The organism is Cupriavidus sp. R6-3, assembly GCF_059772245.1.
In genome coordinates, this window is record NZ_JCBAJO010000057.1 from 1 (window position 1) to 23,479 (window position 23,479).

24 protein-coding genes and 1 tRNA gene are annotated in these 23,479 nt (G+C 66.0%); 4 read left to right on the top strand and 21 right to left on the bottom strand.

Going from position 1 to position 23,479, the window contains the following annotated elements:
• From nuoG to pnp, 12 genes are all read right to left on the bottom strand, one after another.
• On the bottom strand, window positions 1-1,230 hold a 1,230-nt coding region (nuoG, locus tag AC6EI8_RS11775; RefSeq protein WP_498382007.1), incomplete at its 3' end, for an NADH-quinone oxidoreductase subunit NuoG.
• A gap of 12 nt (window positions 1,231-1,242) precedes the next feature.
• Complete coding sequence (gene nuoF / locus AC6EI8_RS11780) at window positions 1,243-2,538, bottom strand: NADH-quinone oxidoreductase subunit NuoF (protein ID WP_053821438.1); 1,296 nt, start codon at window positions 2,536-2,538, stop codon at window positions 1,243-1,245.
• Between the two features lies 1 nt (window position 2,539).
• A complete protein-coding gene (gene nuoE / locus AC6EI8_RS11785) occupies window positions 2,540-3,040 on the bottom strand; it encodes an NADH-quinone oxidoreductase subunit NuoE (RefSeq protein WP_149319382.1) in 501 nt (166 codons plus the stop codon).
• 166 nt (window positions 3,041-3,206) lie between these two features.
• The gene (locus AC6EI8_RS11790) at window positions 3,207-4,460 is read right to left on the bottom strand and encodes an NADH-quinone oxidoreductase subunit D (protein ID WP_149319383.1); all 1,254 of its coding nucleotides are present in this window, start codon (window positions 4,458-4,460) and stop codon (window positions 3,207-3,209) included.
• 19 nt (window positions 4,461-4,479) lie between these two features.
• Window positions 4,480-5,079: an NADH-quinone oxidoreductase subunit C gene (locus AC6EI8_RS11795; protein ID WP_149319384.1), complete on the bottom strand. Its 600-nt coding sequence runs from the start codon at window positions 5,077-5,079 to the stop codon at window positions 4,480-4,482.
• 1 nt (window position 5,080) lies between these two features.
• Window positions 5,081-5,563, bottom strand: coding sequence for a NuoB/complex I 20 kDa subunit family protein (locus AC6EI8_RS11800; protein WP_006156837.1), 483 nt, complete (start codon window positions 5,561-5,563; stop codon window positions 5,081-5,083).
• A 6-nt stretch (window positions 5,564-5,569) separates the two neighbouring features.
• Entirely contained in the window at window positions 5,570-5,929 is a 360-nt protein-coding gene (locus tag AC6EI8_RS11805; protein WP_144828915.1) for an NADH-quinone oxidoreductase subunit A, read from the bottom strand.
• A 169-nt stretch (window positions 5,930-6,098) separates the two neighbouring features.
• Window positions 6,099-6,183, bottom strand: a tRNA-Leu gene (locus tag AC6EI8_RS11810).
• A gap of 199 nt (window positions 6,184-6,382) precedes the next feature.
• Complete coding sequence (gene secG, locus AC6EI8_RS11815; RefSeq protein ID WP_149319385.1) at window positions 6,383-6,751, bottom strand: preprotein translocase subunit SecG; 369 nt, start codon at window positions 6,749-6,751, stop codon at window positions 6,383-6,385.
• Window positions 6,752-6,796: 45 nt separating this feature from the next.
• Window positions 6,797-7,537 carry a triose-phosphate isomerase gene (gene tpiA, locus AC6EI8_RS11820; protein ID WP_498382008.1) on the bottom strand — a complete coding sequence of 247 codons (741 nt, stop codon included), beginning with the start codon at window positions 7,535-7,537 and terminating at the stop codon, window positions 6,797-6,799.
• A 315-nt stretch (window positions 7,538-7,852) separates the two neighbouring features.
• Window positions 7,853-8,857 carry an NAD(P)H-quinone oxidoreductase gene (locus AC6EI8_RS11825; RefSeq protein ID WP_149319387.1) on the bottom strand — a complete coding sequence of 335 codons (1,005 nt, stop codon included), beginning with the start codon at window positions 8,855-8,857 and terminating at the stop codon, window positions 7,853-7,855.
• 213 nt (window positions 8,858-9,070) lie between these two features.
• The gene (pnp, locus tag AC6EI8_RS11830; protein WP_149319388.1) at window positions 9,071-11,242 is read right to left on the bottom strand and encodes a polyribonucleotide nucleotidyltransferase; all 2,172 of its coding nucleotides are present in this window, start codon (window positions 11,240-11,242) and stop codon (window positions 9,071-9,073) included.
• Between pnp and AC6EI8_RS11835 the strand changes: the two genes are divergently transcribed.
• Window positions 11,241-11,480 (top strand): hypothetical protein, encoded by a 240-nt coding sequence (locus AC6EI8_RS11835; protein WP_498382009.1) that lies wholly within the window; start codon window positions 11,241-11,243, stop codon window positions 11,478-11,480. The genes pnp and AC6EI8_RS11835 overlap by 2 nt on opposite strands.
• 315 nt (window positions 11,481-11,795) lie before the next feature.
• Here the strand turns inward: AC6EI8_RS11835 and rpsO are convergent, their stop codons facing one another.
• Complete coding sequence (rpsO, locus tag AC6EI8_RS11840) at window positions 11,796-12,065, bottom strand: 30S ribosomal protein S15 (protein ID WP_149319390.1); 270 nt, start codon at window positions 12,063-12,065, stop codon at window positions 11,796-11,798.
• A gap of 210 nt (window positions 12,066-12,275) precedes the next feature.
• Complete coding sequence (locus tag AC6EI8_RS11845) at window positions 12,276-13,523, bottom strand: branched-chain amino acid ABC transporter substrate-binding protein (RefSeq protein WP_498382010.1); 1,248 nt, start codon at window positions 13,521-13,523, stop codon at window positions 12,276-12,278.
• 130 nt (window positions 13,524-13,653) lie between these two features.
• On the opposite strand from AC6EI8_RS11845, the gene AC6EI8_RS11850 reads away from it, so the two are divergent.
• Window positions 13,654-14,178, top strand: coding sequence for a hypothetical protein (locus AC6EI8_RS11850; RefSeq protein WP_498382011.1), 525 nt, complete (start codon window positions 13,654-13,656; stop codon window positions 14,176-14,178).
• 162 nt (window positions 14,179-14,340) lie between these two features.
• On the opposite strand, the gene AC6EI8_RS11855 is transcribed toward AC6EI8_RS11850, so the two are convergent.
• From AC6EI8_RS11855 to AC6EI8_RS11885, 7 genes are all read right to left on the bottom strand, one after another.
• Window positions 14,341-15,879, bottom strand: a complete 1,539-nt coding sequence (locus AC6EI8_RS11855) for a 2-isopropylmalate synthase (RefSeq protein WP_006577032.1) — start codon at window positions 15,877-15,879, stop codon at window positions 14,341-14,343.
• 368 nt (window positions 15,880-16,247) lie between these two features.
• Window positions 16,248-16,754 carry a peptidoglycan-binding protein LysM gene (lysM, locus tag AC6EI8_RS11860; protein WP_149319393.1) on the bottom strand — a complete coding sequence of 169 codons (507 nt, stop codon included), beginning with the start codon at window positions 16,752-16,754 and terminating at the stop codon, window positions 16,248-16,250.
• Window positions 16,755-16,967: 213 nt separating this feature from the next.
• Complete coding sequence (pssA, locus tag AC6EI8_RS11865) at window positions 16,968-17,855, bottom strand: CDP-diacylglycerol--serine O-phosphatidyltransferase (protein ID WP_149319394.1); 888 nt, start codon at window positions 17,853-17,855, stop codon at window positions 16,968-16,970.
• Window positions 17,856-17,880: 25 nt separating this feature from the next.
• On the bottom strand, window positions 17,881-18,525 hold the full coding sequence (locus AC6EI8_RS11870) for a phosphatidylserine decarboxylase (protein ID WP_149319395.1): 645 nt from the start codon (window positions 18,523-18,525) through the stop codon (window positions 17,881-17,883).
• A gap of 194 nt (window positions 18,526-18,719) precedes the next feature.
• A complete protein-coding gene (gene ilvC, locus AC6EI8_RS11875) occupies window positions 18,720-19,865 on the bottom strand; it encodes a ketol-acid reductoisomerase (protein WP_255650881.1) in 1,146 nt (381 codons plus the stop codon).
• Window positions 19,862-20,353, bottom strand: a complete 492-nt coding sequence (ilvN, locus tag AC6EI8_RS11880) for an acetolactate synthase small subunit (RefSeq protein WP_006577027.1) — start codon at window positions 20,351-20,353, stop codon at window positions 19,862-19,864. Before ilvN ends, ilvC begins: the two co-directional genes overlap by 4 nt.
• Complete coding sequence (locus AC6EI8_RS11885; RefSeq protein WP_149319396.1) at window positions 20,353-22,116, bottom strand: acetolactate synthase 3 catalytic subunit; 1,764 nt, start codon at window positions 22,114-22,116, stop codon at window positions 20,353-20,355. The genes ilvN and AC6EI8_RS11885 overlap by 1 nt, the downstream gene beginning before the upstream one ends.
• Before the next feature lie 305 nt (window positions 22,117-22,421).
• On the opposite strand from AC6EI8_RS11885, the gene AC6EI8_RS11890 reads away from it, so the two are divergent.
• Window positions 22,422-22,988 (top strand): RNA polymerase sigma factor, encoded by a 567-nt coding sequence (locus AC6EI8_RS11890; protein WP_006577025.1) that lies wholly within the window; start codon window positions 22,422-22,424, stop codon window positions 22,986-22,988.
• Window positions 22,985-23,413 carry a DUF3619 family protein gene (locus AC6EI8_RS11895; protein ID WP_149319397.1) on the top strand — a complete coding sequence of 143 codons (429 nt, stop codon included), beginning with the start codon at window positions 22,985-22,987 and terminating at the stop codon, window positions 23,411-23,413. Before AC6EI8_RS11890 ends, AC6EI8_RS11895 begins: the two co-directional genes overlap by 4 nt.
• Window positions 23,414-23,479: the final 66 nt, after the last annotated feature.

Below are 23,479 nucleotides of genomic sequence, written 5' to 3' on the forward strand. Positions count from 1 at the left end.
ATCTTCGGGGCTGGCGCCCAGCACGGCGACGCGTGCACCCTTCTTGGCAGCCTGGCGCAGGCGCGAGGCCAGCAGCGGCTGATCCTTGCGCAGCGAGGCGCCGATCACCAGCGCGCCCTGCAGCGTCGACACGTCCGCGATCGGCATGCCGAGCCACGGTGCGCCCGCTACCGGCGCCGAGAAATCGGCCTGGCGCAGGCGGAAGTCGATATTGTCGCTACCGAGGCCGCGCACCAGCTTGCCGAGCAGATAGAGCTCCTCGACGGTGGCGTGCGGGCTGGCCAGCGCGGCGATCTGGTCGGCGCCATGCTCGCGCTTGATGCCGGCCAGGCCGTTGGCGACGTATTCGAGCGCGGTCTGCCAGTCGGTCTCGAGCCACTGGTTGTCCTGCTTGATCATCGGCCGCGTCAGGCGGTCGGCGCTGTTCAGGCCCTCGTACGAGAAACGGTCGCGGTCCGACAGCCAGCATTCGTTGATGGCTTCGTTGTCCAGCGGCAGCACGCGCATCACGCGGTGGTTCTTGGACTGGACGATCAGGTTCGTGCCCAGGCCGTCGTGCGGCGACACCGACTTGCGGCGCGACAGCTCCCACGTCCGCGCGGTGTAGCGGAACGGCTTGCTGGTCAGCGCGCCGACCGGGCACAGGTCGATCATGTTGCCCGACAGCTCGGAGTCCACCGTCTTGCCGACGAAGGTCGTGATCTCGGAGTGCTCGCCGCGGTTCAGCATGCCCAGCTCCATCACGCCGGCCACTTCCTGGCCGAAGCGCACGCAGCGGGTGCAGTGGATGCAGCGCGTCATCTCTTCCATCGAGATCAGGGGGCCCACGTTCTTGTGGAACACCACGCGCTTCTCTTCCTTGTAGCGCGATTCGGAGGCGCCGTAGCCGACCGCCAGATCCTGCAGCTGGCATTCGCCGCCCTGATCGCAGATCGGGCAATCGAGCGGGTGATTGATCAGCAGGAATTCCATCACCGACTTCTGGGCCTTGACCGCCTTCTCCGAATTGGTGAAGACCTTCATGCCCGCGGTAACCGGCGTGGCGCAGGCCGGCAGCGCCTTCGGCGCCTTTTCGACCTCGACCAGACACATGCGGCAGTTGGCCGCGATGGACAGCTTGCGGTGATAGCAGAAGTGCGGGATGTAGGTGCCCAGCTTGCGGGCCGCTTCCATCACCAGGCTGCCTTCCGCAACCTCAACCTTCTTGCCGTCGATTTCGAGTTCAACCATGTTCTGCCACGCTTAGATGTAGGCCGGAACCATGCACTGCTTGTGTTCGACGTGATATTCGAACTCTTTCCAGTAGTGCTTGAGCATGCCGCGGACCGGCATCGCCGCCGCATCGCCGAGCGCGCAGATGGTGCGGCCCATGATGTTTTCGGCAACGTTGTTGAGCAGGTCCAGGTCTTCCTGGCGGCCTTCACCATGCTCGATGCGGTTCACCATGCGGTAGAGCCAGCCGGTGCCTTCGCGGCACGGCGTGCACTGGCCGCACGATTCTTCGAAGTAGAAATAGGACAGGCGCAGCAGCGAGCGAACCATGCAGCGCGTCTCGTCCATCACGATCACCGCGCCCGAGCCCAGCATCGAGCCGGCCTTGGCGATCGAGTCGTAGTCCATGTCGGACGCCATCATCAGGTCCGCCGGCACCACCGGCGCCGACGAGCCGCCCGGGATCACGGCCTTGAGCTTCTTGCCGCCGCGCATGCCGCCGGCCAGTTCCAGCAGCGTCGCGAACGGCGTGCCGAGCGGAATCTCGTAGTTGCCGGGACGCTCGACGTCGCCCGAGACCGAGAAGATCTTGGTGCCGCCGTTGTTCGGCTTGCCCATCTTCAGGTAATTCTCGGGACCGACGGCCAGCAGGAACGGCACCGCGGCGAAGGTCTCGGTGTTGTTGATCGTGGTCGGCTTGCCGTACAGGCCGAAGCTGGCCGGGAACGGCGGCTTGAAGCGCGGCTGGCCCTTCTTGCCTTCCAGCGATTCGAGCAGCGCGGTTTCCTCGCCGCAGATGTAGGCGCCATAGCCGTGGTGGGCATGCAGCTGGAAGCTGAAGCCCGAGCCCAGGATGTTGTCACCCAGGAAGCCGGCCGCGCGCGCCTCTTCGAGGGCTTCCTCGAAGATCTTGTATTCGTTCCAGATCTCGCCGTGGATGTAGTTGTAGCCCACGGTGATGCCCATCGCGTACGCGCCGATGGCCATGCCTTCGATCAGCGCGTGCGGGTTGTAGCGGATGATGTCGCGATCCTTGAACGTGCCCGGCTCGCCCTCGTCGGTATTGCAGACCAGGTACTTCTGGCCCGGGAACTGACGCGGCATGAAGCTCCACTTCAGGCCCGTGGGGAAGCCCGCGCCGCCGCGGCCGCGCAGGCCCGAGGCCTTGACGTCGGCGATCACCTGCTCGGGCGGCACCTTTTCGGTCAGGATGCGCTTGAGCTGCTGATAGCCGCCGCGCTTGACGTAGTCTTCCAGATGCCAGTTCTTGCCATCCAGCCCGGCCAGGATCAGCGGCTGGATATGGCGGTCGTGCAGACAGGTCATATTACTTGTCCCCCTTGGCAGCGGCTTCGGCCTTGAGCTCGTCGACCAGCGCGTCGAGCTTGGCGTCGCTCATGAAGCTGCACATGCGGGTGTTGTTGACGATCATCACCGGGGCGTCGCCGCAGGCGCCCATGCACTCGCCTTCCTTCAGCGTGAAGGTGCCGCACGGGGTCGTCTCGTTGTAGTCGATGCCCAGCTTGCGCTTCAGGTACTCGCCGGCACGCTCGCCGCCGGACAGTGCGCAAGGCAGGTTGGTACAGACGGTCAGCTTGTAGCGGCCGACCGGCTTGGTGTCGTACATGTTGTAGAAGGTGGCCACTTCCTCCACCCACACCGGCGGCATGTCGAGGTACTTGGCCACGAATTCCATGACTTCCGGGGACACCCAGCCCACTTCGCCCTGCGCCACGGCCAATGCCGCCATCACGGCCGATTGCTTCTGGTCGGCCGGATACTTGGCGATCGCGCGATCGATTTCCTTGAGAGCTTCTGCTGATAGCATGGTCGTTGCCGTGGTGTTGCCTAATGCGCCGATTTACAAGCGAAACGCGCCAGCCGGTGGCGCGGTCCGCATCAGTTGCAGCCGTCGCTGCGTTGTCCTCGCAGGCATGAGCCCCATGCCGGCTTGCCGCGGTCGGTCCGGATCGTCGTCCGGCGGCGGCACGTCGTTAGCGGTCGATCTCGCCGAACACGATGTCCTGCGTACCGATGATCGTCACCGCATCCGCGATCATGTGGCCCTTGGCCATTTCGTCGAGCGCGGCCAGGTGGGCAAAGCCCGGTGCGCGGATCTTCAGACGGTACGGCTTGTTCGCGCCGTCGGAGATCGCGTAGATGCCAAACTCGCCCTTCGGGTGCTCCACCGCCGCGTAGGTCTCGCCCTCCGGCACGCGAATGCCTTCGGTGAAGAGCTTGAAATGGTGGATCAGCTCTTCCATGTTCGACTTCATGTCGACGCGCGACGGCGGCGTGACCTTGTGGTTGTCGCTCATCACCGGGCCGGGATTGCGGCGCAGCCAGTCGACGCATTGCTTGATGATGCGGTTGGACTGGCGCATTTCTTCCACCCGCACCAGATAGCGCGCATAGCAGTCGCCGCCCACGCCGACCGGCACGTCGAAGTCGAGCTTGTCGTAGACCTCGTAGGGCTGCTTCTTGCGCAGGTCCCACTCGATCCCCGAGCCGCGCAGCATCGGGCCGGTAAAGCCCATCTGCAGCGCGCGTTCCGGGCTGACCACGCCGATGCCGACCAGGCGCTGCTTCCAGATCCGGTTGTCGGTCAGCAGCGTCTCGTACTCGTCGACGTACTTCGGAAAACGGTTGGTGAAATCCTCGATGAAGTCGAGCAGCGAGCCGGAACGCGCCTCGTTCATCGCCTTGATCGCCCGCTCGTTGTGGACCTTGGACGCCTTGTATTGCGGCATCGTGTCGGGCAGGTCGCGATAGACGCCGCCCGGACGATAGTAGGCCGCGTGCATCCGCGCGCCCGACACCGCCTCGTACATGTCGAACATGTCCTCGCGCTCGCGGAACGCGTACAGGAACACCGCCATCGCGCCGACGTCGAGCGCGTGCGAGCCGATCCACATCAGATGGTTCAGCAGGCGCGTGATCTCGTCGAACATCACGCGGATGTACTGCGCGCGGATCGGCACGTCGATGCCGACCAGCTTCTCGATCGCCATCACGTAGGCGTGTTCGTTGGCCATCATCGACACGTAGTCGAGACGGTCCATGTACGGCACGCTCTGGATCCAGGTCTTCTGCTCGGCCAGCTTCTCGGTGGCACGGTGCAGCAGGCCGATGTGCGGGTCGGCGCGCTGGATCACTTCGCCGTCCAGCTCCAGCACCAGGCGCAGCACGCCGTGCGCCGCCGGGTGCTGCGGACCGAAGTTCAGGGTGTAATTCTTGATATCTGCCATCGCGGGTTCTCAGTGCCGGTCAGTGCTTCAGGCCGCCGTAGTTTTCCTCGCGGATCACCCGTGGCGTCAGCTCGCGCGGTTCGATCGTGACCGGCTGATAGATGACGCGCTTCTGCTCGGGGTCGTAGCGCATCTCGACATAGCCGGACACCGGGAAGTCCTTGCGGAACGGATGGCCGACGAAACCGTAGTCGGTCAGGATGCGGCGCAGGTCCGGATGGCCTTCGAAGATGATGCCGAAGAAGTCGAACGCCTCGCGCTCGAACCAGTTGACCGAGTTCCACACGTCGATCAGCGACGGGATCACCGGCATGTCGTCGTCCGGCGCGAACACGCGCACGCGCAGGCGCCAGTTATGCGTCAGCGACAGCAGGTGCGAGATCGCGGCGAAACGCGGACCGTCCCAGGCGCCGTCGCCATAGGTGGAATAGTCGACGCCGCACAGGTCGATCAGCTGCTCGAAACGCAGCGACGGATCGTCGCGCAGGATGCGGGCCACTTCGAGGTAGTCGTCGGCCTTGACGATCAGCGTCAGCTGGTCGAACGACTCCACCAGCTTGCCGATGCGATTGCCGAGCGCCTTCTCCAGCGCGGACTTCAGGGTATCGAGCTTGGCCATGTCAACCCTTGCGCGCGATGGTGTTGGTGCGGCGGATCTTGTTCTGCAGCTGGATGATGCCGTAGATCAGCGCTTCGGCCGTCGGCGGGCAGCCCGGCACGTAGATGTCGACCGGCACGATCCGGTCGCAACCGCGCACCACCGAATACGAGTAGTGATAGTAGCCGCCGCCGTTGGCGCACGAGCCCATCGAGATGACCCAGCGCGGCTCGGCCATCTGGTCGTACACCTTGCGCAGGGCGGGGGCCATCTTGTTGCACAGCGTGCCGGCCACGATCATCACGTCCGACTGGCGCGGCGACGGGCGGAAGATCACGCCGAAGCGGTCCATGTCGTAGCGCGCGGCGCCGGCATGCATCATTTCCACGGCACAGCAGGCCAGGCCGAAGGTCATCGGCCACAGCGACCCGGTGCGGGTCCAGTTGATCAGCTTGTCAGCGGTAGTCGTGACGAAGCCTTCGTTCAGAACGCCTTCGATTGCCATTTCACATCACTCCCAATCGAGCGCGCCCTTTTTCCAGATGTAGACGAAGCCCACGATGAATTCCAGCAGAAACACGCCCATGGCGATGAAACCCGGCCAGCCGATGTCCTGCAGGGCGACGCCCCACGGGAAAAGGAAAGCGGTTTCGAGATCGAACAGAATGAAAAGGATGGCGATGAGGTAATAGCGCACGTCGAACTTCATGCGCGCGTCCTCGAACGCTTCGAAGCCGCACTCGTAGGGCGAAAGCTTGGCGGCGTCGGGCTTGTTCGGACCCAGGATCCGGCCGATCGACATCAGCGCGAGGCCGAGCACCACGCCGAAGATGATGAAGATGAGAACGGGGAAATAGGCTTCGAGATTCAAGGTACGGCCAGCCTTATCTGGAATGTTGTCAACAGCACCAGCTGAAGCGGCGTCCTGTTGCCCACCCCAAGCGCCCAACGCCATTGCGCAGACATCACGGCGCCGCCTTGCGGACTGCCGGAGCCCCTCACCGGGGCATTGCCCGGGAGCAGACTCCGATCAAGTTGTTTGGTGCCGACGGCGAGACTCGAACTCGCACAGCTTTCGCCACTACCCCCTCAAGATAGCGTGTCTACCAATTTCACCACGTCGGCTGGGGGAGAAACAATATTGCCTGGCGCCGGGTTTCAAGCCCTTCGGTATGCCGGTTTTGCGGCCATTTTTGCTATTTGGCTGCACCACCAGGAACCGTCGCTGGGGAATCGTTTCAAGCCCTGCATTCTAACCCATGATCGCCACTTTGTTCAATGCACAAGTGCAAAATGTTCGGCAATCCCGGGCGCGAATGCCGGATTATTTCGGCACGGCGGGAGCCGCCGGCGCCGATGCGGCAGCGGCCGGGGCCGATGCAGCCGGCACCGAGGCGGCCGGGGCCGGAGCGGTCTGCGGAGCCGCGCCCATCACGCCCAGCGAGGCCGACGGACGGTAGTTGCCCAGCAGCGTCAGCGCCAGCGTGCAGACGAAGAACAGCGTGGCCAGCACGGCCGTGGTGCGCGACAGGAAGTTGGCCGAGCCGGTGGCGCCGAACAGGCTGCCCGAGGCGCCCGAGCCGAACGCCGCGCCGACGTCGGCGCCCTTGCCGTGCTGCAGCAGCACCAAGCCGATCACGCCCAGTGCCGACAGCACCTGCGCGACCATCAATAGAGTTTTCAGAATTGCCATGGATTCGATTCGCTTGCCTGATTCAGACGGTCGGTGCGGCCGGCATCAGGCGTTGCCGATCGCGAGAAAATCTTCGGTTTTGAGCGAGGCGCCGCCAATCAGGCCGCCGTCGATATCGGCCATCGAGAACAGCTCGGCCGCATTGTCCGGCTTGACGCTGCCGCCGTACAGGATCGCCATGCGCTGCGCCACGCCGGCCTCGCGCGCAGCCACCTGGGCCCGCAGGAAGGCGTGCACGGCCTGGGCCTGCTCCTTGCTGGCGGTCTTGCCGGTACCGATGGCCCAGACCGGCTCATAGGCCAGCACCACGCGACCCAGCTGCTCCACCGACAGCGCGTCCAGCACGGCCTGCAGCTGCCGGCCGACCACGGCCTCGGTTTCGCCCGCCTCGCGCTGCGCCAGCGTCTCGCCGACGCAGATCACCGGCACGATGCCGAATTCGAGGGCCCGCAGCGCCTTGGCGGCGACAGCGGCATCGCTCTCGCCATGATAGGTGCGGCGCTCGGAATGCCCCACCAGCACGTAGCTGACGCCGAACTCGGCCAGCATCGACGCCGCCACCTCGCCGGTGAACGCGCCGCGCGCCTCGGCCGACACGTCCTGGGCGCCCCAGGCGACCTGGCTGCCCGCCAGCAACGCCTGGCACTGCGCCAGATAGGGGAACGGCGCGCACACCGCGAGGCTGGCACCCGCAGGGGCGCCGGCCTTGATACCGTTCAGCAGGGCCTCGTTGGCAGCCAGGCTGCCATGCATCTTCCAGTTGCCGATGACGAGCTTTTGTCTCACGAAAGCGCCTCTCAAAATCAAACCCGCTATTCTACCGTGCGCGGGGACGGGGCGCTACGCCGATCGGCCGGAAAGCGCGCGAACCTAGCGCCTGACGAAGCCCGACCAAGCCAGCCCCGGTCAGCCCCGGTCAGCCCCGGCCAGCCCCGGTCAGCCCCGGCCAGCCCCGGTCAGCCCCGGCCAGCCCCGGCGAGCCCAGGCCAGCCCAACCCCGCCCAAGCCATCGGCCCGGTCCTGCACGGTCCCGCCCAGCGCCGTCCATCAGCCCGGCCCGATGGCCGCGCCGAGCCGAGCCGGGCCCGGCCCGGCCACCCGTTACCAGGTCAGCACGATCTTGCCGACATGCTCGCTCGACTCCATCAGACGATGGGCGTCGGCGGCCTGCGCGGCCGGGAACACCTGGTGGATCACCGGCTTGATGCTGCCGTCGGCCAGCAGCGGCCACACCTGCTCGTGCAGCGCGCGGGCGATCTCGCCCTTGAACGAGGCCGGGCGCGGCCGCAGCGTCGAGCCGGTGACGGTGATACGGCGGCGCAGGATGTCGCCGAGCGGAATCTCCGCCTTGGCACCGCCGAGCAGCGCGATGATGACGATGCGGCCATCGTCGGCGATGCACGACAGCTCGCGCGCCAGATACGGGCCGGCCACCATGTCGAGGATCACGTCGACACCGCGGCCGCCGGTCAGCGTCTTGACCTCGGCGGCGAAGTCCTGCGTCTTGTAGTTGATCGCGCGGTCGGCGCCGAGTGCCTCGCAGGCACGGCACTTCTCGTCGCTGCCGGCGGTGACGAAGACCTTGTGGCCGAGCGCCTTGGCGATCTGGATCGCGGTGGTACCGATACCGCTCGAACCGCCCTGGATCAGCAGCGTCTCGTCCTTGCCGCGCGGGCCGCGTCCAAGATAGCCGCGGTCGAACACATTGCTCCACACCGTGAAGAAGGTCTCGGGCAAGGCCGCGGCCTCGATATCGCTCAGGCCCTGCGGCACGGGCAGGCACTGCGCCAGCGGCGCGGTGCACAGCTGCGCGTAGCCGCCGCCCTGCACCAGCGCGCACACGCGGTCGCCGACCTTCAGGCCGAAGCGATTGTCCGGATGCGACAGATCGCCGCCGACGATCTCGCCCGCGACCTCGAGACCGGGCAGATCGGAGGCCCCCGGCGGCACCGGATAGTTGCCGGTACGCTGGAACACGTCGGGCCGGTTGACGCCGGCCGCGGCAACGCGGATCAGGACTTCACCGGGACCGGGCGCCGGATCGGGGCGCTCGGTCGGCTGCAACACGTCGGGGCCGCCGTATTCGCGGATCTCGATGGCTTGCATGCTGGCTCCTTGAAAACTGAAACCGCGCCTGGCGCGCGGTAGGGATGCGGAAAGGGAAAAAAGAAAGCGCGAACGATCGCGCCTGCCCTGAGGGACTGGCGGCAGTGTAAACAAAAAAACGGCCGGGCATCGCCCAGCCGTTTTTCCACACGCATTGCGTCCGACCGAGAAACCGTCGCCCCGCTTGCGCGGGCACGGCGGCCCCGCACCGGCTTACTGCTGCTCGCCGCCCGTCGGTTCGGCCGGCGCTGCCGGCGCTTCCGCGTTGGCCAGCGGGGCGATCGAACCGCCCTCCTCGGCCATCGCCGCCTTCAGCGACAGACGCAGGCGGCCCTTCTCGTCGGCCTGGATCAGCTTGACGCGGACCTGCTGGCCTTCCTTCAGCCAGTCCTTGATGTCCTTGACGCGCTCGTTGACGATCTCCGAGATATGCAGCAGACCGTCCTTGCCCGGCAGGATGTTGACGATGGCGCCGAAGTCCAGCAGCTTCAGCACGGTGCCGTTGTAGATCTTGCCCACTTCGGCTTCCGCGGTGATGCCCTCGATGCGGCGCTTGGCCTCGGCCATGCCCTCGGTCGAGGTCGACGCGATCGTGATCGTGCCGTCTTCCTGGATGTCGATGGTCGTGCCGGTTTCCTTGGTCAGCGCCTGGATGGTCGAGCCGCCCTTGCCGATGACCTCGCGGATCTTGTCCGGATGGATCTTCATCGTGATCATGCGCGGCGCGTGCTCCGACAGTTCGGTGCGCGCATGGCCCATCGCTTCCTGCATCTTCGACAGGATATGCAGGCGGCCTTCCTTGGCCTGCGCCAGCGCGACCTGCATGATCTCCTTGGTGATGCCCTGGACCTTGATGTCCATCTGCAGCGCGGTGATGCCGTTGTCGGTACCCGCCACCTTGAAGTCCATGTCGCCGAGGTGGTCCTCGTCGCCCAGGATGTCGGTCAGCACGGCAAACTTGTTGCCTTCCAGAATCAGGCCCATGGCCACGCCGGCCACGTGCGCCTTGACCGGAACGCCGGCGTCCATCAGCGCCAGGCAGCCGCCGCAGACCGAAGCCATCGACGACGAGCCGTTCGACTCGGTGATTTCCGAGACCAGGCGGATCGTGTAGGCGAACTCGTCCTCGGCCGGCAGCACCGGAATCAGCGCGCGCTTGGCCAGACGGCCGTGGCCGATTTCGCGGCGCTTGGGCGAACCGACGCGGCCCGTTTCGCCGGTGGCGAACGGGGGCATGTTGTAGTGGAGCATGAAGCGGTCGCGGTATTCGCCGGCCAGCGCGTCGATGATCTGCTCATCGCTCTTGGTGCCCAGCGTGGCCACCACCAGCGCCTGCGTCTCGCCGCGGGTGAACAGCGCCGAGCCGTGCGCGCGCGGCAGCACCGACGAGCGGATCTCGATCGGGCGCACGGTGCGCGTGTCGCGGCCGTCGATGCGCGGCTCGCCGGCCAGCACCTGGCCACGGACGATCTTGGCTTCCAGATCGAACAGGATGTTGCCGACCTCGACCTTGTCGAACTCGACGCCGGCTTCGGCCAGGCGGGCCTCGACCGCGGCGTAGGCTTCCTTGACCTTCTGCGAACGCGCCGACTTCTGGCGGATCTGATAGGCCTCCTGCAGCAGCGGCGAACCGACCTCGGCAACCTTGGCGATCAGCGCCTCGTTCTTGGGCGCCGGCGCCCAGTTCCACTCGGGCTTGCCGCCTTCGCGCACCAGCTCGTGGATCGCGTTGATCGCGACCTGCATCTGCTCGTGGCCGTAGACCACGGCGCCCAGCATCACGTCCTCGGACAGCTGGTTGGCTTCCGATTCGACCATCAGCACGGCACGCTCGGTGCCGGCAACGACCAGGTCGAGGTCCGAGCTGGCCAGCTGGCTGCGGGTCGGGTTCAGCAGGTACTGGCCGTTCTGGTAGCCGACGCGGGCGGCGCCGACCGGGCCGTTGAACGGAATGCCCGAGACCGCCAGCGCGGCCGAGGCGCCGATCAGCGCCGGGATATCGGCCGGCACTTCGGGGTTCAGCGAGACGACGTGGATCACCACCTGCACGTCGTTATAGAAGCCTTCCGGAAACAGCGGACGCAGCGGACGGTCGATCAGGCGCGAGGTCAGCGTCTCGTTCTCCGACGGACGGCCTTCGCGCTTGAAGAAGCCGCCCGGGATCTTGCCGGCGGCATAGGTCTTCTCGATGTAGTCGACCGTCAGCGGGAAGAAATCCTGGCCCGGCTTGGGCTGCTTGGCGGCCACCACGGTGGCGAGCACCACGGTGTCCTCGACATCGACGAGCACCGCGCCGCCGGCCTGGCGGGCGATTTCGCCGGTTTCCATGCGGACCGTATGCTGGCCCCACTGGAATTGCTTGACGACCTTATTGAACATGGACATGAGCGTTCCCCTGTGTGCTTGCACGGCGACGGGCCATCGGGCCCGCCGGCGTGCCGGCGCCCGCGTGATGCAGCCGCGGGCATTGCTGCCGGATCGCTGTCAGGCGCGGTCGCAGGGAAGTGCTATGCCATTCCAGCGCGTCACCGCGGTCGCCGCCGCGGCATCGATGCACGACGATCGATGCGCAGCGATCAAGGTGAAACGATCGCTGCCGATATTCGATGAGGCGCTGGAATGACACAAGGCCCTGTTTCCTTGCCGGACTCCGGTGTCATGAATGAAAAGAACGAATTAACTTACTCCGTTGCGCATCGTGGCGCAACGGCAACGGCGCCCGGGCAGGCCGGCCGCCCGCGGCGTCATTCGGCTTCGCGGCATTTGCCGCCACGGCCGATTCGCCGCCGCAAAAAACAAAATGCCTGCATCAGCAGAGCTGACGCAGGCATCCTGGCGTCACGCCGGGGCGTGCGGTGCGAGGACCGACAGTGCCGACCATGCCGGCATCGGCATCGCCATCCTCTTCCCTTCCCCGATCCGAGCAGCCTGGCGCAATTTACTTGCGCAGGCCCAGCTTCTCGATCAGCGCGCGATAACGATCGGCGTCGTTCGACTTCAGGTAGTCCAGCAGGCGGCGACGGCGGCTCACCATGCGCAGCAGACCGCGGCGGCTGTGGTGATCCTTCATGTTGGCCTTGAAGTGGGGGGTCAGTTCGTTGATGCGCGTGGTCAGCAGAGCGACCTGGACTTCGGGGCTGCCGGTGTCGTTGGCGCCGCGGGCGAACTGCTTGATGACTTCGGACTTGTTGATATCGGCTACGGACATGATGTTTCCTTTCACTTGCGAACGTCGCAGCGCCAGGGCCGCGATCGTCGTGCGGGATAAACGTGCGGCTTGCGCCGCACACTGCATTGCCGCCTGGCGCGCCCGCGTTACCGCGAGTGCCGCCTGAACGACAGCCGCGCATTATAGCGCAACTGGGGTGGCCGGGCAAAACCGCCTGCCCGTGCCCTTCCAATACCGGCGGGCAGATACCTAGGGGCGCTCCATCTTGCAGGTGGTAGCGCGCGTGGTCTGCGCCGACTTCAGCCGCTTGACCGTGCGGAAGCCGAATCTCGACCCCTCGTTGTCGAAGCGCACCTCGCCGCCCTGGCGCTCCATCATCGACACATAGAGCGGCTGCAGCACCTGGTGGTCGTCCGCGCGCACGGTGGCGTCATGGAAGTCGTTGACGTAGCGCATGCCCTCCAGCGCCCGCGCGACCTTGACCGCATCGGTGGACCCGGCCTGCTCGATCGCGCGCGCCAGCATCTCGACCATCATCTGCATGCGCAGATGCACGTAGTCGTCCTTCGGCTCGGGATAGCGGCTGCGGAAGGCCTGATAGAAGGCATCGGAGGCGGCGCCGCCCACGTTCGGATGCCATTCCGCCACTGCCAGCACCCGGCCCACGCCGGCCTCGCCCATCGCCGCCGGGGCGCCCAGGCCATTGCCGTAGAAGGTGTAGAACTTGGCGCCGAGGCCGCCCTCGCGCGCCGCCTTGACCATCAGCGTCAGGTCGTTGCCCCAGTTGCCGGTGATCACCGCGTCGGCACCGCTGGCCTTGATCTTGGCGATATACGGCGCGAAGTCCTTGATCTTGCCGATCGGGTGGAACTCGTCGCCGACGATCTTCACATCGGGGCGCTTGGCCGCCAGCATGTCGCGCGCCAGCCGCGAGACCTGGTGGCCGAAGCTGTAGTCCTGCGCGATCAGGTAGACGCGGCGCACGCTGGCGTCGGCGCGGATGACCTCGGTCAGCGCCTCCATCCGCATGTCGGCGCCGGCATCGAAGCGGAAATGCCAGAAGCTGCAGTTCTCGTTGGTCAGGGCCGGATCGACCGCCGAATAGTTCATGAACAGCACGCGCGCATCGGGCTGGCGCGCGTTGTGGCGGTTCACCGCGCCGACCAGCGCGGCGGCGACCGCGGAGCTGTTCCCCTGCAGCACAAAGGGGATGCGGCGGTCCACCAGCGCGCGGAACTGGATCAGGCTCTCGTCGACATTGCCCTTGCTGTCGAAGGTGACGAGCTCCAGCGGGCGCTGCCCTTCCGCGGTGCGCACGCCGCCGCGGGCGTTGACCCGGTCGATGGCGAGCCGAAGATTGCGCACCACCGCTTCGCCGGCATTGGCGAACGGGCCGGACAGCCCGTCGATCATGCCGAGCCGGATCGGCTCCTGCGCCGACGCGACACCCGCCGCCAGGGCCAACAGGCAAGCCCCCAGCCACCCCTTCCCAACCATCGAACGACCTCCGCGAAAGCGCAGCATGGTAAGCCAGCGCTCACCGCCTTGCAATCGCGCCGGCGGTGCGATGCGGCGCCTGCGGCGCTACACTGCCGCTATCCGTTGCAATAAAGGATCGAGGATCGCAATGAAAGCACTGGAAAGCATTGGCCGCTGGCTGGCGCTCGGCTCCTGCGGCGCCCTGTTGACGGCGTGCGTTTACCTGCAGCCGGTACAGGAGGCGCAGAAGCTGATCGGCGCGCCCGAGAGCACGGTACGCGCGACCTTCGGCGAGCCCACCGACATCTACCGGCTCGACGACGGCACCGTGCGCTGGATCTATTCGAAGCAGCCGCTCGGGCGCCAGGCCTATGCGGCCGACTTCGATACCGGCGGCAAGCTGACGCGCTTCCGCCAGATGCTGACCACCACGGAGCTGTACAAGGCGCGGATCGGCACCTGGACCAAGCGCGACGTCGCCGAGCATTTCGGCCTGCCGCGCGAGCCGACGCAGTATTTTCCGCTGATGCGCCGCGATGTCTGGTCGTACCGCTTCCTGCACGAGGAGAACTGGCCGTCGCTGTTCCACTTCTATTTCGACGACGCCGGCGTGCTGCGGCAGACCCAGATCACGCCCGATCCGCTGGCCGATCCGCGCGAAACGATCCGCTAGGTAGCGCTCACGGCGCGGACAGCGAAACCTGCGAAAGGGATGGCCGGCGCGGGACCACACGTTTCAGGCCTGGGCCGGCGCCCATGAAAAAACGCCGGGCGTCCGCGAGCCATGCTCGCGAACGACCGGCGTTGCGGTCCGGCGCGCCCGCAGCCTGCGCGATCAGATCTGCGGATTGATCTTCTGCACCGCCTTGTCGTGCAGCTTGTTCAGCGCGGCCAGATAGGCCTTGGCCGAGGCCGCGACGATGTCCGGATCGGTGCCCACGCCGTTGACGATGCGGCCGGCCTTCGACAGCCGCACCGTGACCTCGCCCTGTGCCTGCGTGCCGGTGGTGATCGCGTTGACCGAATACAGCACCAGCTCGGCGCCGCTGTTCACCTTGCCTTCGATCGCGTGCAGCGTGGCATCGACCGGGCCGTTGCCCTCGCCTTCGCCGGTGTACTCCTGCCCGTCCATGTTGAACACCACGCGTGCATGCGGCCGCTCGCCGGTTTCCGAGCGCTGCGACAGCGAGATGAAGCGATAGTGCTCGTTGGCGTCATGGGCCTCGTCCGAGACGATGGCCATGATGTCCTCGTCGAAGATCTCGGCCTTCTGGTCGGCCAGCTCCTTGAAGCGCGCGAAGGCGGCATTGACCTCGCTCTCGCTGTCGAGCTCGATGCCGAGTTCCTGCAGGCGCTGCTTGAACGCGTTGCGGCCCGACAGCTTGCCCAGCACGATCTTGTTCGCGGTCCAGCCCACGTCTTCGGCCCGCATGATCTCGTAGGTGTCGCGCGCCTTCAGCACGCCGTCCTGGTGGATGCCGGAGGCGTGCGCAAAGGCGTTGGCGCCGACCACGGCCTTGTTCGGCTGCACCACGAAGCCGGTGATCTGCGAGACCAGCTTCGACGCCGGCACGATCTGCGTGGTATCGACGCCCACATCCAGATTGAAGTAGTCGCGCCGCGTCTTGACCGCCATCACCACCTCTTCGAGGCTGGTGTTGCCGGCGCGCTCGCCCAGGCCGTTGATCGTGCATTCGATCTGGCGCGCGCCGCCGAGCTTGACCGCGGCCAGCGAGTTCGCCACCGCCATGCCCAGGTCGTTATGGCAGTGCACCGACCACACCGCCTTGTCCGAATTCGGAATGCGTTCGCGTACCGAGCGGATCAGCGCGGCATAGCCTTCGGGCACCGCATAACCGACCGTGTCCGGCAGGTTGATCGTGGTCGCGCCCTCGTCGATCACGGCCTCGAGCACGCGGCACAGGAAGTCCATGTCGGAGCGGCTGCCGTCTTCCGGCGAGAACTCGATGTCGTCGGTGAACTGGCGCGCGAAACGCACCGCCAGGCGCGCCTGCTCGTAGACCTGGTCCGGCGTCATGCGCAGCTTCTTTTCCATATGCAGCGCCGAGGTGGCGATGAAGGTATGGATGCGGAAGGAGTTGGCGGGCTTGAGCGCCTCGGCGGCGCGGGCGATGTCCTTGTCGTTGGCGCGGGCCAGCGAGCAGATGGTCGAGTCCTTGACGGTCTGCGCGATCGCGCGGATCGCCTCGAAGTCGCCGTTCGAGCTGGCGGCGAAGCCGGCCTCGATCACATCGACCTTCAGGCGCTCGAGCTGGCGCGCGATGCGGATCTTCTCCTCGCGCGTCATCGAGGCGCCGGGCGACTGCTCGCCGTCGCGCAAGGTGGTATCGAAAATGATCAGTTTGTCCGACATGGAAAACGCTCCTGGGGGATAAGTGCTCGAACGGGTTTCGGCGGTTTCTGTTCCGGGTGCCCCGCTGCCGGCTGTTCGCATCGTCGCCGATCGCTGCGGCACAATGCAAAACGCCCCGGCGTGCAGGGATGCAGGCCGGGGCGTGGATAAATCCTGTGCGACTTCGCGTTAAGGTATCGCTTCCTCAGCGCGCGCGCGTCCCGACCTGGCTGCCTAGTAGGCTACCTAGCAGGGTACGGGCGAGTCGGGCTTGGCGCGAAATCATGGCAGCGAATATAGCCGAGATGGCAACGGCGCGCAACACGCGGGTTTTCCCCAGCGGCCGCGCGCCGGCCTGCCCCGCGCGATGCGGGGCCGCGGCAGGAGCATCAGGCCTGCGGCGGAATGCGCAGCTTCTGGCCCGGATAGATCTTGTCCGGATGCGACAGCATCGGCCGGTTGGCCTCGAAGATCGCGTTGTAGGCGGAGGCCTTGCCGTAGTACTTCTGCGCGATCGCCGACAGCGTGTCGCCCTTGGCCACGGTGTGCCACTGGGCCGATTCGGACTCGACGTTGACCGACATCTTGTCCTCGACCTGCTGGACGCCCTCGACGTTGCCGCAGCACAGGATGATCTTCTCGCGCGTGGCCTGGTCCGGCGCGACGCCAAATACCGTGACCTTGCCTTGGGCGCCGTCGACCTGCACCGACAACCCGGTCGCATCGAGACCCATCTTGCGGATGTAGTTTTCGATCGCTTCGCCGGCGGTGCGGTTGGCCGCCTCGGCCTTCTGCGCGGCATCCGCGGCGGGCGCGGCCTGGGCCGGCTCGGCGGCCTTGGCTTCGCGGCCGAACAGCTTCTCGCCTGCTTCCTTGATGAAATCCAGCACGCTCATGGGATTCTCCTTGTGTCAGTGGCAAGTCGGTAGCCGGGCATGGCTACGCGGCGGGCCGCCATGCCCTCGCGGCATGACGCAACGGCAACATACCGCGAATCGGACGCACATCACAAGCGGGGAATCGCAAGGAAACGCAAAAACGAAAAAGGCGCCGAAGCGCCTTTTCCGTTCATCAAATCGACATCCGCCATGGTTCCGGCGAGGACGGTGTCAGTCCGAGCCGTCCACCCGGGCACGCGCCACGCCGCCCTGCTCGCCGTGCATCGCGCGCCAGCCCCACAGCACGTAGCCCGAGATCGCATAGCCGACGAACAGCCCGAACAGCGCCACCGGCGGATCGCTCGACACCACCACGAACAGCACCATCACCAGGATCATCACGCCGAAGGAGACGCGGTGGCGCACGTCGAGCGCCTTGCCGCTGTAGAACGGCGCGTTGGTGACCATCGACAGCCCGGCGTACAGCGTGATCGTGAACGCCACCCAGGGCATCCACAGCTCGCGCACCGGCAGCTTGTTGTCGATCGCCAGCCAGACGAAGCCGGCCACCAGCGCCGCCGCTGCGGGGCTTGGCAGGCCCTGGAAGAAGCGCTTGTCGACCACTCCGATATTGGCGTTGAAGCGCGCCAGCCGCAGCGCCGCGCAGGTGCAATAGACGAAGGCCGCGATCCAGCCCCACTTGCCGAGGTCCTTCAGGATCCATTCGTACATCACCAGCGCCGGCGCGACGCCGAACGAGGTCATGTCCGACAGCGAGTCGTACTGCTCGCCGAAGGCGCTCTGCGTATTGGTGATGCGCGCCACGCGGCCGTCCATGCCGTCGAGCACCATCGCCGCGAAGATCGCGATCGCGGCGACATCGAAGCGCATGTTCATCGCCTGCACGATGGCGAAGAAACCGGCAAACAGCGCGGCCGTGGTGAAGGCGTTCGGCAGCAGGTAGATGCCGCGCCGGCGCGGGCGCACGTATTCGACCTCGAGCTCGTCGTCGTCCACCGGATCGATCTCCGCGCCCCGCATCTGGTTATGGCGGAACGGCCGCAGATGGGTCACGTTGCCGCCGATCACGCGCTTGTTGCGCCGGTTGAATGCACCCATGCCGAATCTCCTCGATCGCCGTGGCTCAATCCAGCTCGGCGAGGACCGTCGACGAGGCCGACACCTTCTCGCCGATCGTCACGCGCGGCCGGGCGTCCAGCGGCAGATAGACGTCGACGCGCGAGCCGAAGCGGATGAAGCCGTAGCGCTGGCCGCGCGCCACCGTGTCGCCGACGCGCGTGTAGCACAGGATGCGCCGCGCGATCAGGCCGGCGACCTGCACCAGCGTGACGACCTTGCCGTCGCCGGTGCGGCGGATCACCACCGCGTTGCGCTCGTTCTCGGTCGAGGCCTTGTCCAGATCGGCGTTGACGAACTGGCCGGGGAAATAATCGATCTTCTCGACGGTGCCGTCGACCGACACGCGGTTCGAATGCACATTGAAGACGTTCATGAACACGCTGATCTTCAGCGCCTCGCGGCCGGCGTAGGGGTCCTGGGTCTTCTCGACCGCGACGATGCGTCCGTCGGCCGGCGCCAGCACCGCGTTGGGCTGGGTCGGAATCGGCCGCGGCGGATCGCGGAAGAACTGCAGCACGAACACCGTGACGATCCAGAACGGCAGCGCCCACCAGAATCCCGCGCTGGCATGCACCAGCAGCGAAATGACAAAAGCGCCGGCCAGAAACGGCCAGCCTTCACGGGCGATCAGCGGATGGGGATAGTTCATGCAGGTGGGAAAGAGGTCAATGGAGGTCAGTCAAGTCTGACAAGGATAACAAAAAGCCGCCCAGCCCTCGCCCGTTTTCCCTCGGCGGACCATGGTCTGGCCATGGCCACCGCCTCTGGGGGACGGAAGGCTGAACGGCTGCGGGGCTGAGGCCGCGCCGGCCGGCAAACCCGGCGGCGCGGCGTTCGGCACGCTTAGTTCTTCGACTGGTCGACCAGCTTGTTCTTGGCGATCCAGGGCATCATCGCGCGCAGCTTCGCACCCACTTCCTCGATCTGGTGCTCGGCGGTCAGGCGGCGGCGCGAGATCAGGGTCGGGGCGCCGGCCTTGTTCTCGAGCAGGAAGCTCTTGGCGTATTCGCCGGTCTGGATGTCCTTCAGGCACTGCTTCATGGCCTTCTTGGTCTCCTCGGTGACGACGCGCGGGCCGGTCACGTACTCGCCGTACTCGGCGTTGTTGGAGATCGAGTAGTTCATGTTGGCGATGCCGCCTTCATAGATCAGGTCGACGATCAGCTTCAGTTCGTGCAGGCACTCGAAGTAGGCCATTTCCGGCGCGTAGCCGGCTTCGACCAGCGTCTCGAAACCGGCCTTGATCAGCTCGACGGTACCGCCGCACAGCACGGCCTGCTCGCCGAACAGGTCGGTCTCGGTCTCTTCGCGGAAGTTGGTCTCGATGATGCCGGCACGGCCGCCGCCGTTGGCGGTGGCATACGACAGCGCGATGTCGCGGGCGGCGCCCGACTTGTTCTGGTGCACCGCGATCAGGTGCGGCACGCCGCCGCCCTGGCTGTAGGTCGAACGCACGGTGTGGCCCGGGGCCTTCGGCGCGATCATGATCACGTCGAGGTCGGCGCGCGGGATCACCGCGCCGTAGTGCACGTTGAAGCCGTGGGCGAAGGCCAGCGCGGCGCCTTCCTTGATGTTGTCGTGCACTTCGTTCTTGTAGACGTCGGCGATCTGCTCGTCCGGCAGCAGGATCATCACCACGTCGGCGTCCTTGACCGCCTCGGCGACTTCCTTGACCTGCAGGCCGGCGTTGACGGCCTTGTTCCACGACGCGCCGTTCTTGCGCAGGCCGACCGTCACCTTGACGCCCGAGTCGTTCAGGTTCAGCGCGTGGGCGTGACCCTGCGAGCCGTAGCCGATGATGGTGACGTTCTTGCCCTTGATCAGGGACAGGTCGGCGTCCTTGTCGTAAAACACTTTCATGATGATTCCTTCGCTCTTTTTCCGATGTTGGGAGTCGACGACGCGCCGCGCATGTAGTCGGCGCGTGCGCGCCGCCGTCGATACTGCAATGTGGTGTGGTGGGGTTGCCGCGCGAGAGACCGGCGTCAGACCTTCAGGATGCGCTCGCCGCGGCCGATTCCCGAGCCGCCGGTACGGACGGTCTCCAGGATCGCGCTGCGATCGATCGCATCGAGGAAGGCATCGAGCTTGCTGCCGTTGCCGGTCAGCTCGATCGTGTAGGTCTTCTCGGTGACGTCGATGACCCGGCCGCGGAAGATGTCCGCGGTGCGTTTCATCTCCTCGCGCTCCTTGCCGACCGCGCGCACCTTGACGAGCATCAGCTCGCGCTCGATATGCGCGCCCTCGGTCAGGTCGACCACCTTGACCACCTCGACCAGCCGGTTCAGATGCTTGGTGATCTGTTCGATCACGTCATCCGAGCCGGTCGTCACGATCGTCATCCGCGACAGCGAGGCATCCTCGGTGGGCGCCACGGTCAGCGTCTCGATGTTGTAGCCGCGCGCCGAGAACAGCCCGACCACGCGCGACAGCGCACCCGGTTCGTTCTCCAGCAGGACCGAAATGATGTGTCGCATCACAGGTCCTCCGCGCCGAGCAGCATTTCCGAAATGCCCTTGCCCGCCTGCACCATCGGCCAGACGTTTTCGGTCGGGTCGGTCTGGAAGTCCAGGAACACGGTGCGGTCCTTCAGGCGGAAGGCTTCGCGCAGCGCCGGCTCGACGTCGGCGGTCTTCTCGATGCGCATGCCGATGTGGCCATAGGCCTCGGCCAGCTTGACGAAGTCGGGCAGCGCGTCCATGTAGGAATGCGAGTAGCGGTTGTCGTACTCGATCTCCTGCCACTGGCGCACCATGCCCAGATAGCGGTTGTTCAGTGCGCAGATCTTGACCGGGGTGTCGTACTGCAGGCAGGTCGACAGTTCCTGGATGCACATCTGGATCGAGCCCTCACCGGTCACGGTGACGACCTCCTTGTCCGGGAACGCCTTCTTGATGCCCATCGCGTACGGCAGGCCCACGCCCATCGTGCCGAGGCCGCCCGAGTTGATCCAGCGGCGCGGCTGGTCGAACTTGTAGAACTGCGCGGCCCACATCTGGTGCTGGCCGACGTCCGAGCAAATGAAGGCATCGCCGCCGGTCAGTTCCCAGATCTTCTCGATCACGTACTGCGGCTTGATGATCTCGGAGTTGCGGTCGTACTTCAGGCAGTCGACCGAGCGCCATTGCTCGATCTGCTCCCACCAGCGCGACAGCGCCTCGCGGCGGGGCTTGACGTCGCTGGCCTGCAGCTGCGCGATCAGCTCCTGCAGCACGTCCTTGACGTTGCCGACGATGGGGATGTCGACCTTGACCCGCTTCGAGATCGACGAGGGGTCGATGTCGATATGGATGATCTTGCGCGGCTGCGAGGTGAAGTGCGCCGGATTGCCGATCACGCGGTCGTCGAAGCGCGCGCCGATGGCGATCAGCACGTCGCAGTTCTGCATCGCCATGTTGGCTTCGTAGGTGCCGTGCATGCCCAGCATGCCGACGAACTGCTTGCTGGTGCCGGGGAACGCGCCCAGGCCCATCAACGTGTTGGTGACCGGATGGCCGGTCAGCGCGGCCAGCTGGCGCAGCTCGTCGCTGGCATTGGCCAGCACCACGCCGCCGCCGGAATAGATCAGCGGCCGCTCGGCGCTCTGCAGCAGCGCCAATGCCTTGCGGATCTGGCCCGAATGCCCCTTGTTGACGGGGTTGTACGAGCGCATGTCGATCGCCTTCGGGTACTCGTAGCGGCAGGCATTGCGCGACACGTCCTTCGGGATGTCGACCACCACCGGGCCGGGACGGCCGGTCGCCGCGATATAGAAGGCCTTCTTGATCGTCGCCGCCAGATCGCGCACGTCCTTGACCAGGAAGTTGTGCTTGACCACCGGGCGCGTGATGCCGACGGTGTCGCACTCCTGGAACGCATCCTGGCCGATCGCGTGGGTCGGCACGTTGCCGGTGATCACGACCATCGGAATCGAGTCCAGATAGGCGGTGGCGATGCCGGTAACGGCATTGGTCACGCCGGGACCCGAGGTCACCAGCGCGCAGCCCACCTTGCCGGTCGCGCGCGCATAGCCGTCCGCGGCGTGGACCGCGGCCTGCTCGTGGCGCACCAGGATGTGCTCGATTTTCTTTTGCTTGTACAGCTCGTCGTAGATATACAGCACTGCGCCGCCGGGATAACCCCAGACGTATTCGACGCCTTCTTCGGCAAGTGCGTGGACGAGGATTTCCGCCCCGATCATTTCGGGTGCGGCGGATGAATTGCTGTCGGCGTGGGAGAATTCCGCGCTGGGCATGTTCATGTCAGTCCTTTGCAATTTTCGGCAAAAAATTGTTTGGATGCTCTCTGCCGGGCTTGTGGCACGGGTTCAAGCGGTGCGCGTCTGCATGGGAGACCGCCTCATAAGCGGCCAGATGAGACAACCACTGATGTCGTGAACTGTCGATGATACTGCATCGCACCAGCACGGTCTATGGTCTCGTATCGTGTCGCCGGGGCGACACGGCCGCCCGGTTATTTGCTAGCATCGGCGCATTTTGCTGATTTCCGGGCTGCCGGCCGCCCCGCCATGGTGCGGCATGCGCGCCGGCCGCCCTTGCCCGCCGCATGGCAACCGAACAGGAACTATCCGATTTTCTCGCCAGCGCCGAACGCCGCGCCTTCAAGCACGCGGTATTCGCGGTACGGGACGAACAGGCGGCCCTGGACATCGTCCAGGACGCGATGATCAAGCTGGCCGAAAAATACGGCGACCGCGGCCCGGCCGAGTTGCCGCCGCTGTTCCAGCGCATCCTGCAGAACACCATCCACGACTGGTTTCGCCGCCAGAAGGTGCGCAATACCTGGGTCACGCTGTTCTCGAACCTGCGCGACGAGCGCGACGGCGAGGACGCCGACCTGCTCGAGGCGCTGGAGAGCGAGCCGGGTTCGCAGGCCGCCGAGAGCAGCGCAGACCGGTTCGAGCGCGTGCAGACCATGCGCATCATCGAGGAAGAAGTGCAGCGCCTGCCCACCCGTCAACGGGAGGCCTTCCTGCTGCGTTACTGGGAGGATATGGACGTCGCGGAAACGGCCGCTGCCATGGGATGTTCCGAAGGCAGCGTCAAGACCCACTGTTCGCGCGCCACGCATGCCCTGGCGCAGGCGCTGCGCGCCCGGGGACTCCGACTATGAACAGCAGAAACGCATCCGAGATCGAGCAACGCCGCCTGGCCCGGCAGATCACCGCCATGCTGGACGCCTCCGCCCACCAGGTGCCGGCCGACATCGCCGACCGGCTGGCCGCCGCACGCCGCGTGGCGCTGTCGCGCCGCCGCGTCGAAGCGCCTCAAACATCACCCCGCCTTGCCGCGGCCGGCCCGTCGCTGCACGGCGACGCTCGCCGCGCCATGCGGCCGCTGGGCGACTGGGTGCGCCGGCTCGGCCTGGTATGGACGCTGGTCGCGCTGGCCGGCGGACTCGCCGGCATCTACCAATGGCAACAGCAGCAGCGGATCGAGGAACTCGCCGATGTCGACGCCGCCATGTTGCTCGACGAACTGCCGCCCGCCGCCTACGCGGACGAGGGCTTCCATGTCTTCCTCAAGCATGGCGAATAAGCCGGCGAGGATCCGCACGCGCCGCGGCCTGGCGCTGCTGCTGGGCGCCGGCCTTGGCGCCATGGT

What these genes read in the sequence shown, in the direction of transcription:
- nuoF (WP_053821438.1), bottom strand. Translation starts at nt 2,538, where the DNA reads ATGACCTGTCTGCACGACCGCCATATCCAGCCGCTGATCCTGGCCGGG.
- nuoE (WP_149319382.1), bottom strand. Translation starts at nt 3,040, where the DNA reads ATGCTATCAGCAGAAGCTCTCAAGGAAATCGATCGCGCGATCGCCAAG.
- AC6EI8_RS11790 (WP_149319383.1), bottom strand. Translation starts at nt 4,460, where the DNA reads ATGGCAGATATCAAGAATTACACCCTGAACTTCGGTCCGCAGCACCCG.
- AC6EI8_RS11795 (WP_149319384.1), bottom strand. Translation starts at nt 5,079, where the DNA reads ATGGCCAAGCTCGATACCCTGAAGTCCGCGCTGGAGAAGGCGCTCGGC.
- AC6EI8_RS11800 (WP_006156837.1), bottom strand. Translation starts at nt 5,563, where the DNA reads ATGGCAATCGAAGGCGTTCTGAACGAAGGCTTCGTCACGACTACCGCT.
- secG (WP_149319385.1), bottom strand. Translation starts at nt 6,751, where the DNA reads ATGGCAATTCTGAAAACTCTATTGATGGTCGCGCAGGTGCTGTCGGCA.
- AC6EI8_RS11825 (WP_149319387.1), bottom strand. Translation starts at nt 8,857, where the DNA reads ATGCAAGCCATCGAGATCCGCGAATACGGCGGCCCCGACGTGTTGCAG.
- AC6EI8_RS11835 (WP_498382009.1), top strand. Translation starts at nt 11,241, where the DNA reads ATGAGCGTTCCCCTGTGTGCTTGCACGGCGACGGGCCATCGGGCCCGC.
- pnp (WP_149319388.1), bottom strand. Translation starts at nt 11,242, where the DNA reads ATGTCCATGTTCAATAAGGTCGTCAAGCAATTCCAGTGGGGCCAGCAT.
- rpsO (WP_149319390.1), bottom strand. Translation starts at nt 12,065, where the DNA reads ATGTCCGTAGCCGATATCAACAAGTCCGAAGTCATCAAGCAGTTCGCC.
- AC6EI8_RS11845 (WP_498382010.1), bottom strand. Translation starts at nt 13,523, where the DNA reads ATGGTTGGGAAGGGGTGGCTGGGGGCTTGCCTGTTGGCCCTGGCGGCG.
- AC6EI8_RS11850 (WP_498382011.1), top strand. Translation starts at nt 13,654, where the DNA reads ATGAAAGCACTGGAAAGCATTGGCCGCTGGCTGGCGCTCGGCTCCTGC.
- AC6EI8_RS11855 (WP_006577032.1), bottom strand. Translation starts at nt 15,879, where the DNA reads ATGTCGGACAAACTGATCATTTTCGATACCACCTTGCGCGACGGCGAG.
- lysM (WP_149319393.1), bottom strand. Translation starts at nt 16,754, where the DNA reads ATGAGCGTGCTGGATTTCATCAAGGAAGCAGGCGAGAAGCTGTTCGGC.
- pssA (WP_149319394.1), bottom strand. Translation starts at nt 17,855, where the DNA reads ATGGGTGCATTCAACCGGCGCAACAAGCGCGTGATCGGCGGCAACGTG.
- AC6EI8_RS11870 (WP_149319395.1), bottom strand. Translation starts at nt 18,525, where the DNA reads ATGAACTATCCCCATCCGCTGATCGCCCGTGAAGGCTGGCCGTTTCTG.
- ilvN (WP_006577027.1), bottom strand. Translation starts at nt 20,353, where the DNA reads ATGCGACACATCATTTCGGTCCTGCTGGAGAACGAACCGGGTGCGCTG.
- AC6EI8_RS11885 (WP_149319396.1), bottom strand. Translation starts at nt 22,116, where the DNA reads ATGAACATGCCCAGCGCGGAATTCTCCCACGCCGACAGCAATTCATCC.
- AC6EI8_RS11890 (WP_006577025.1), top strand. Translation starts at nt 22,422, where the DNA reads ATGGCAACCGAACAGGAACTATCCGATTTTCTCGCCAGCGCCGAACGC.
- AC6EI8_RS11895 (WP_149319397.1), top strand. Translation starts at nt 22,985, where the DNA reads ATGAACAGCAGAAACGCATCCGAGATCGAGCAACGCCGCCTGGCCCGG.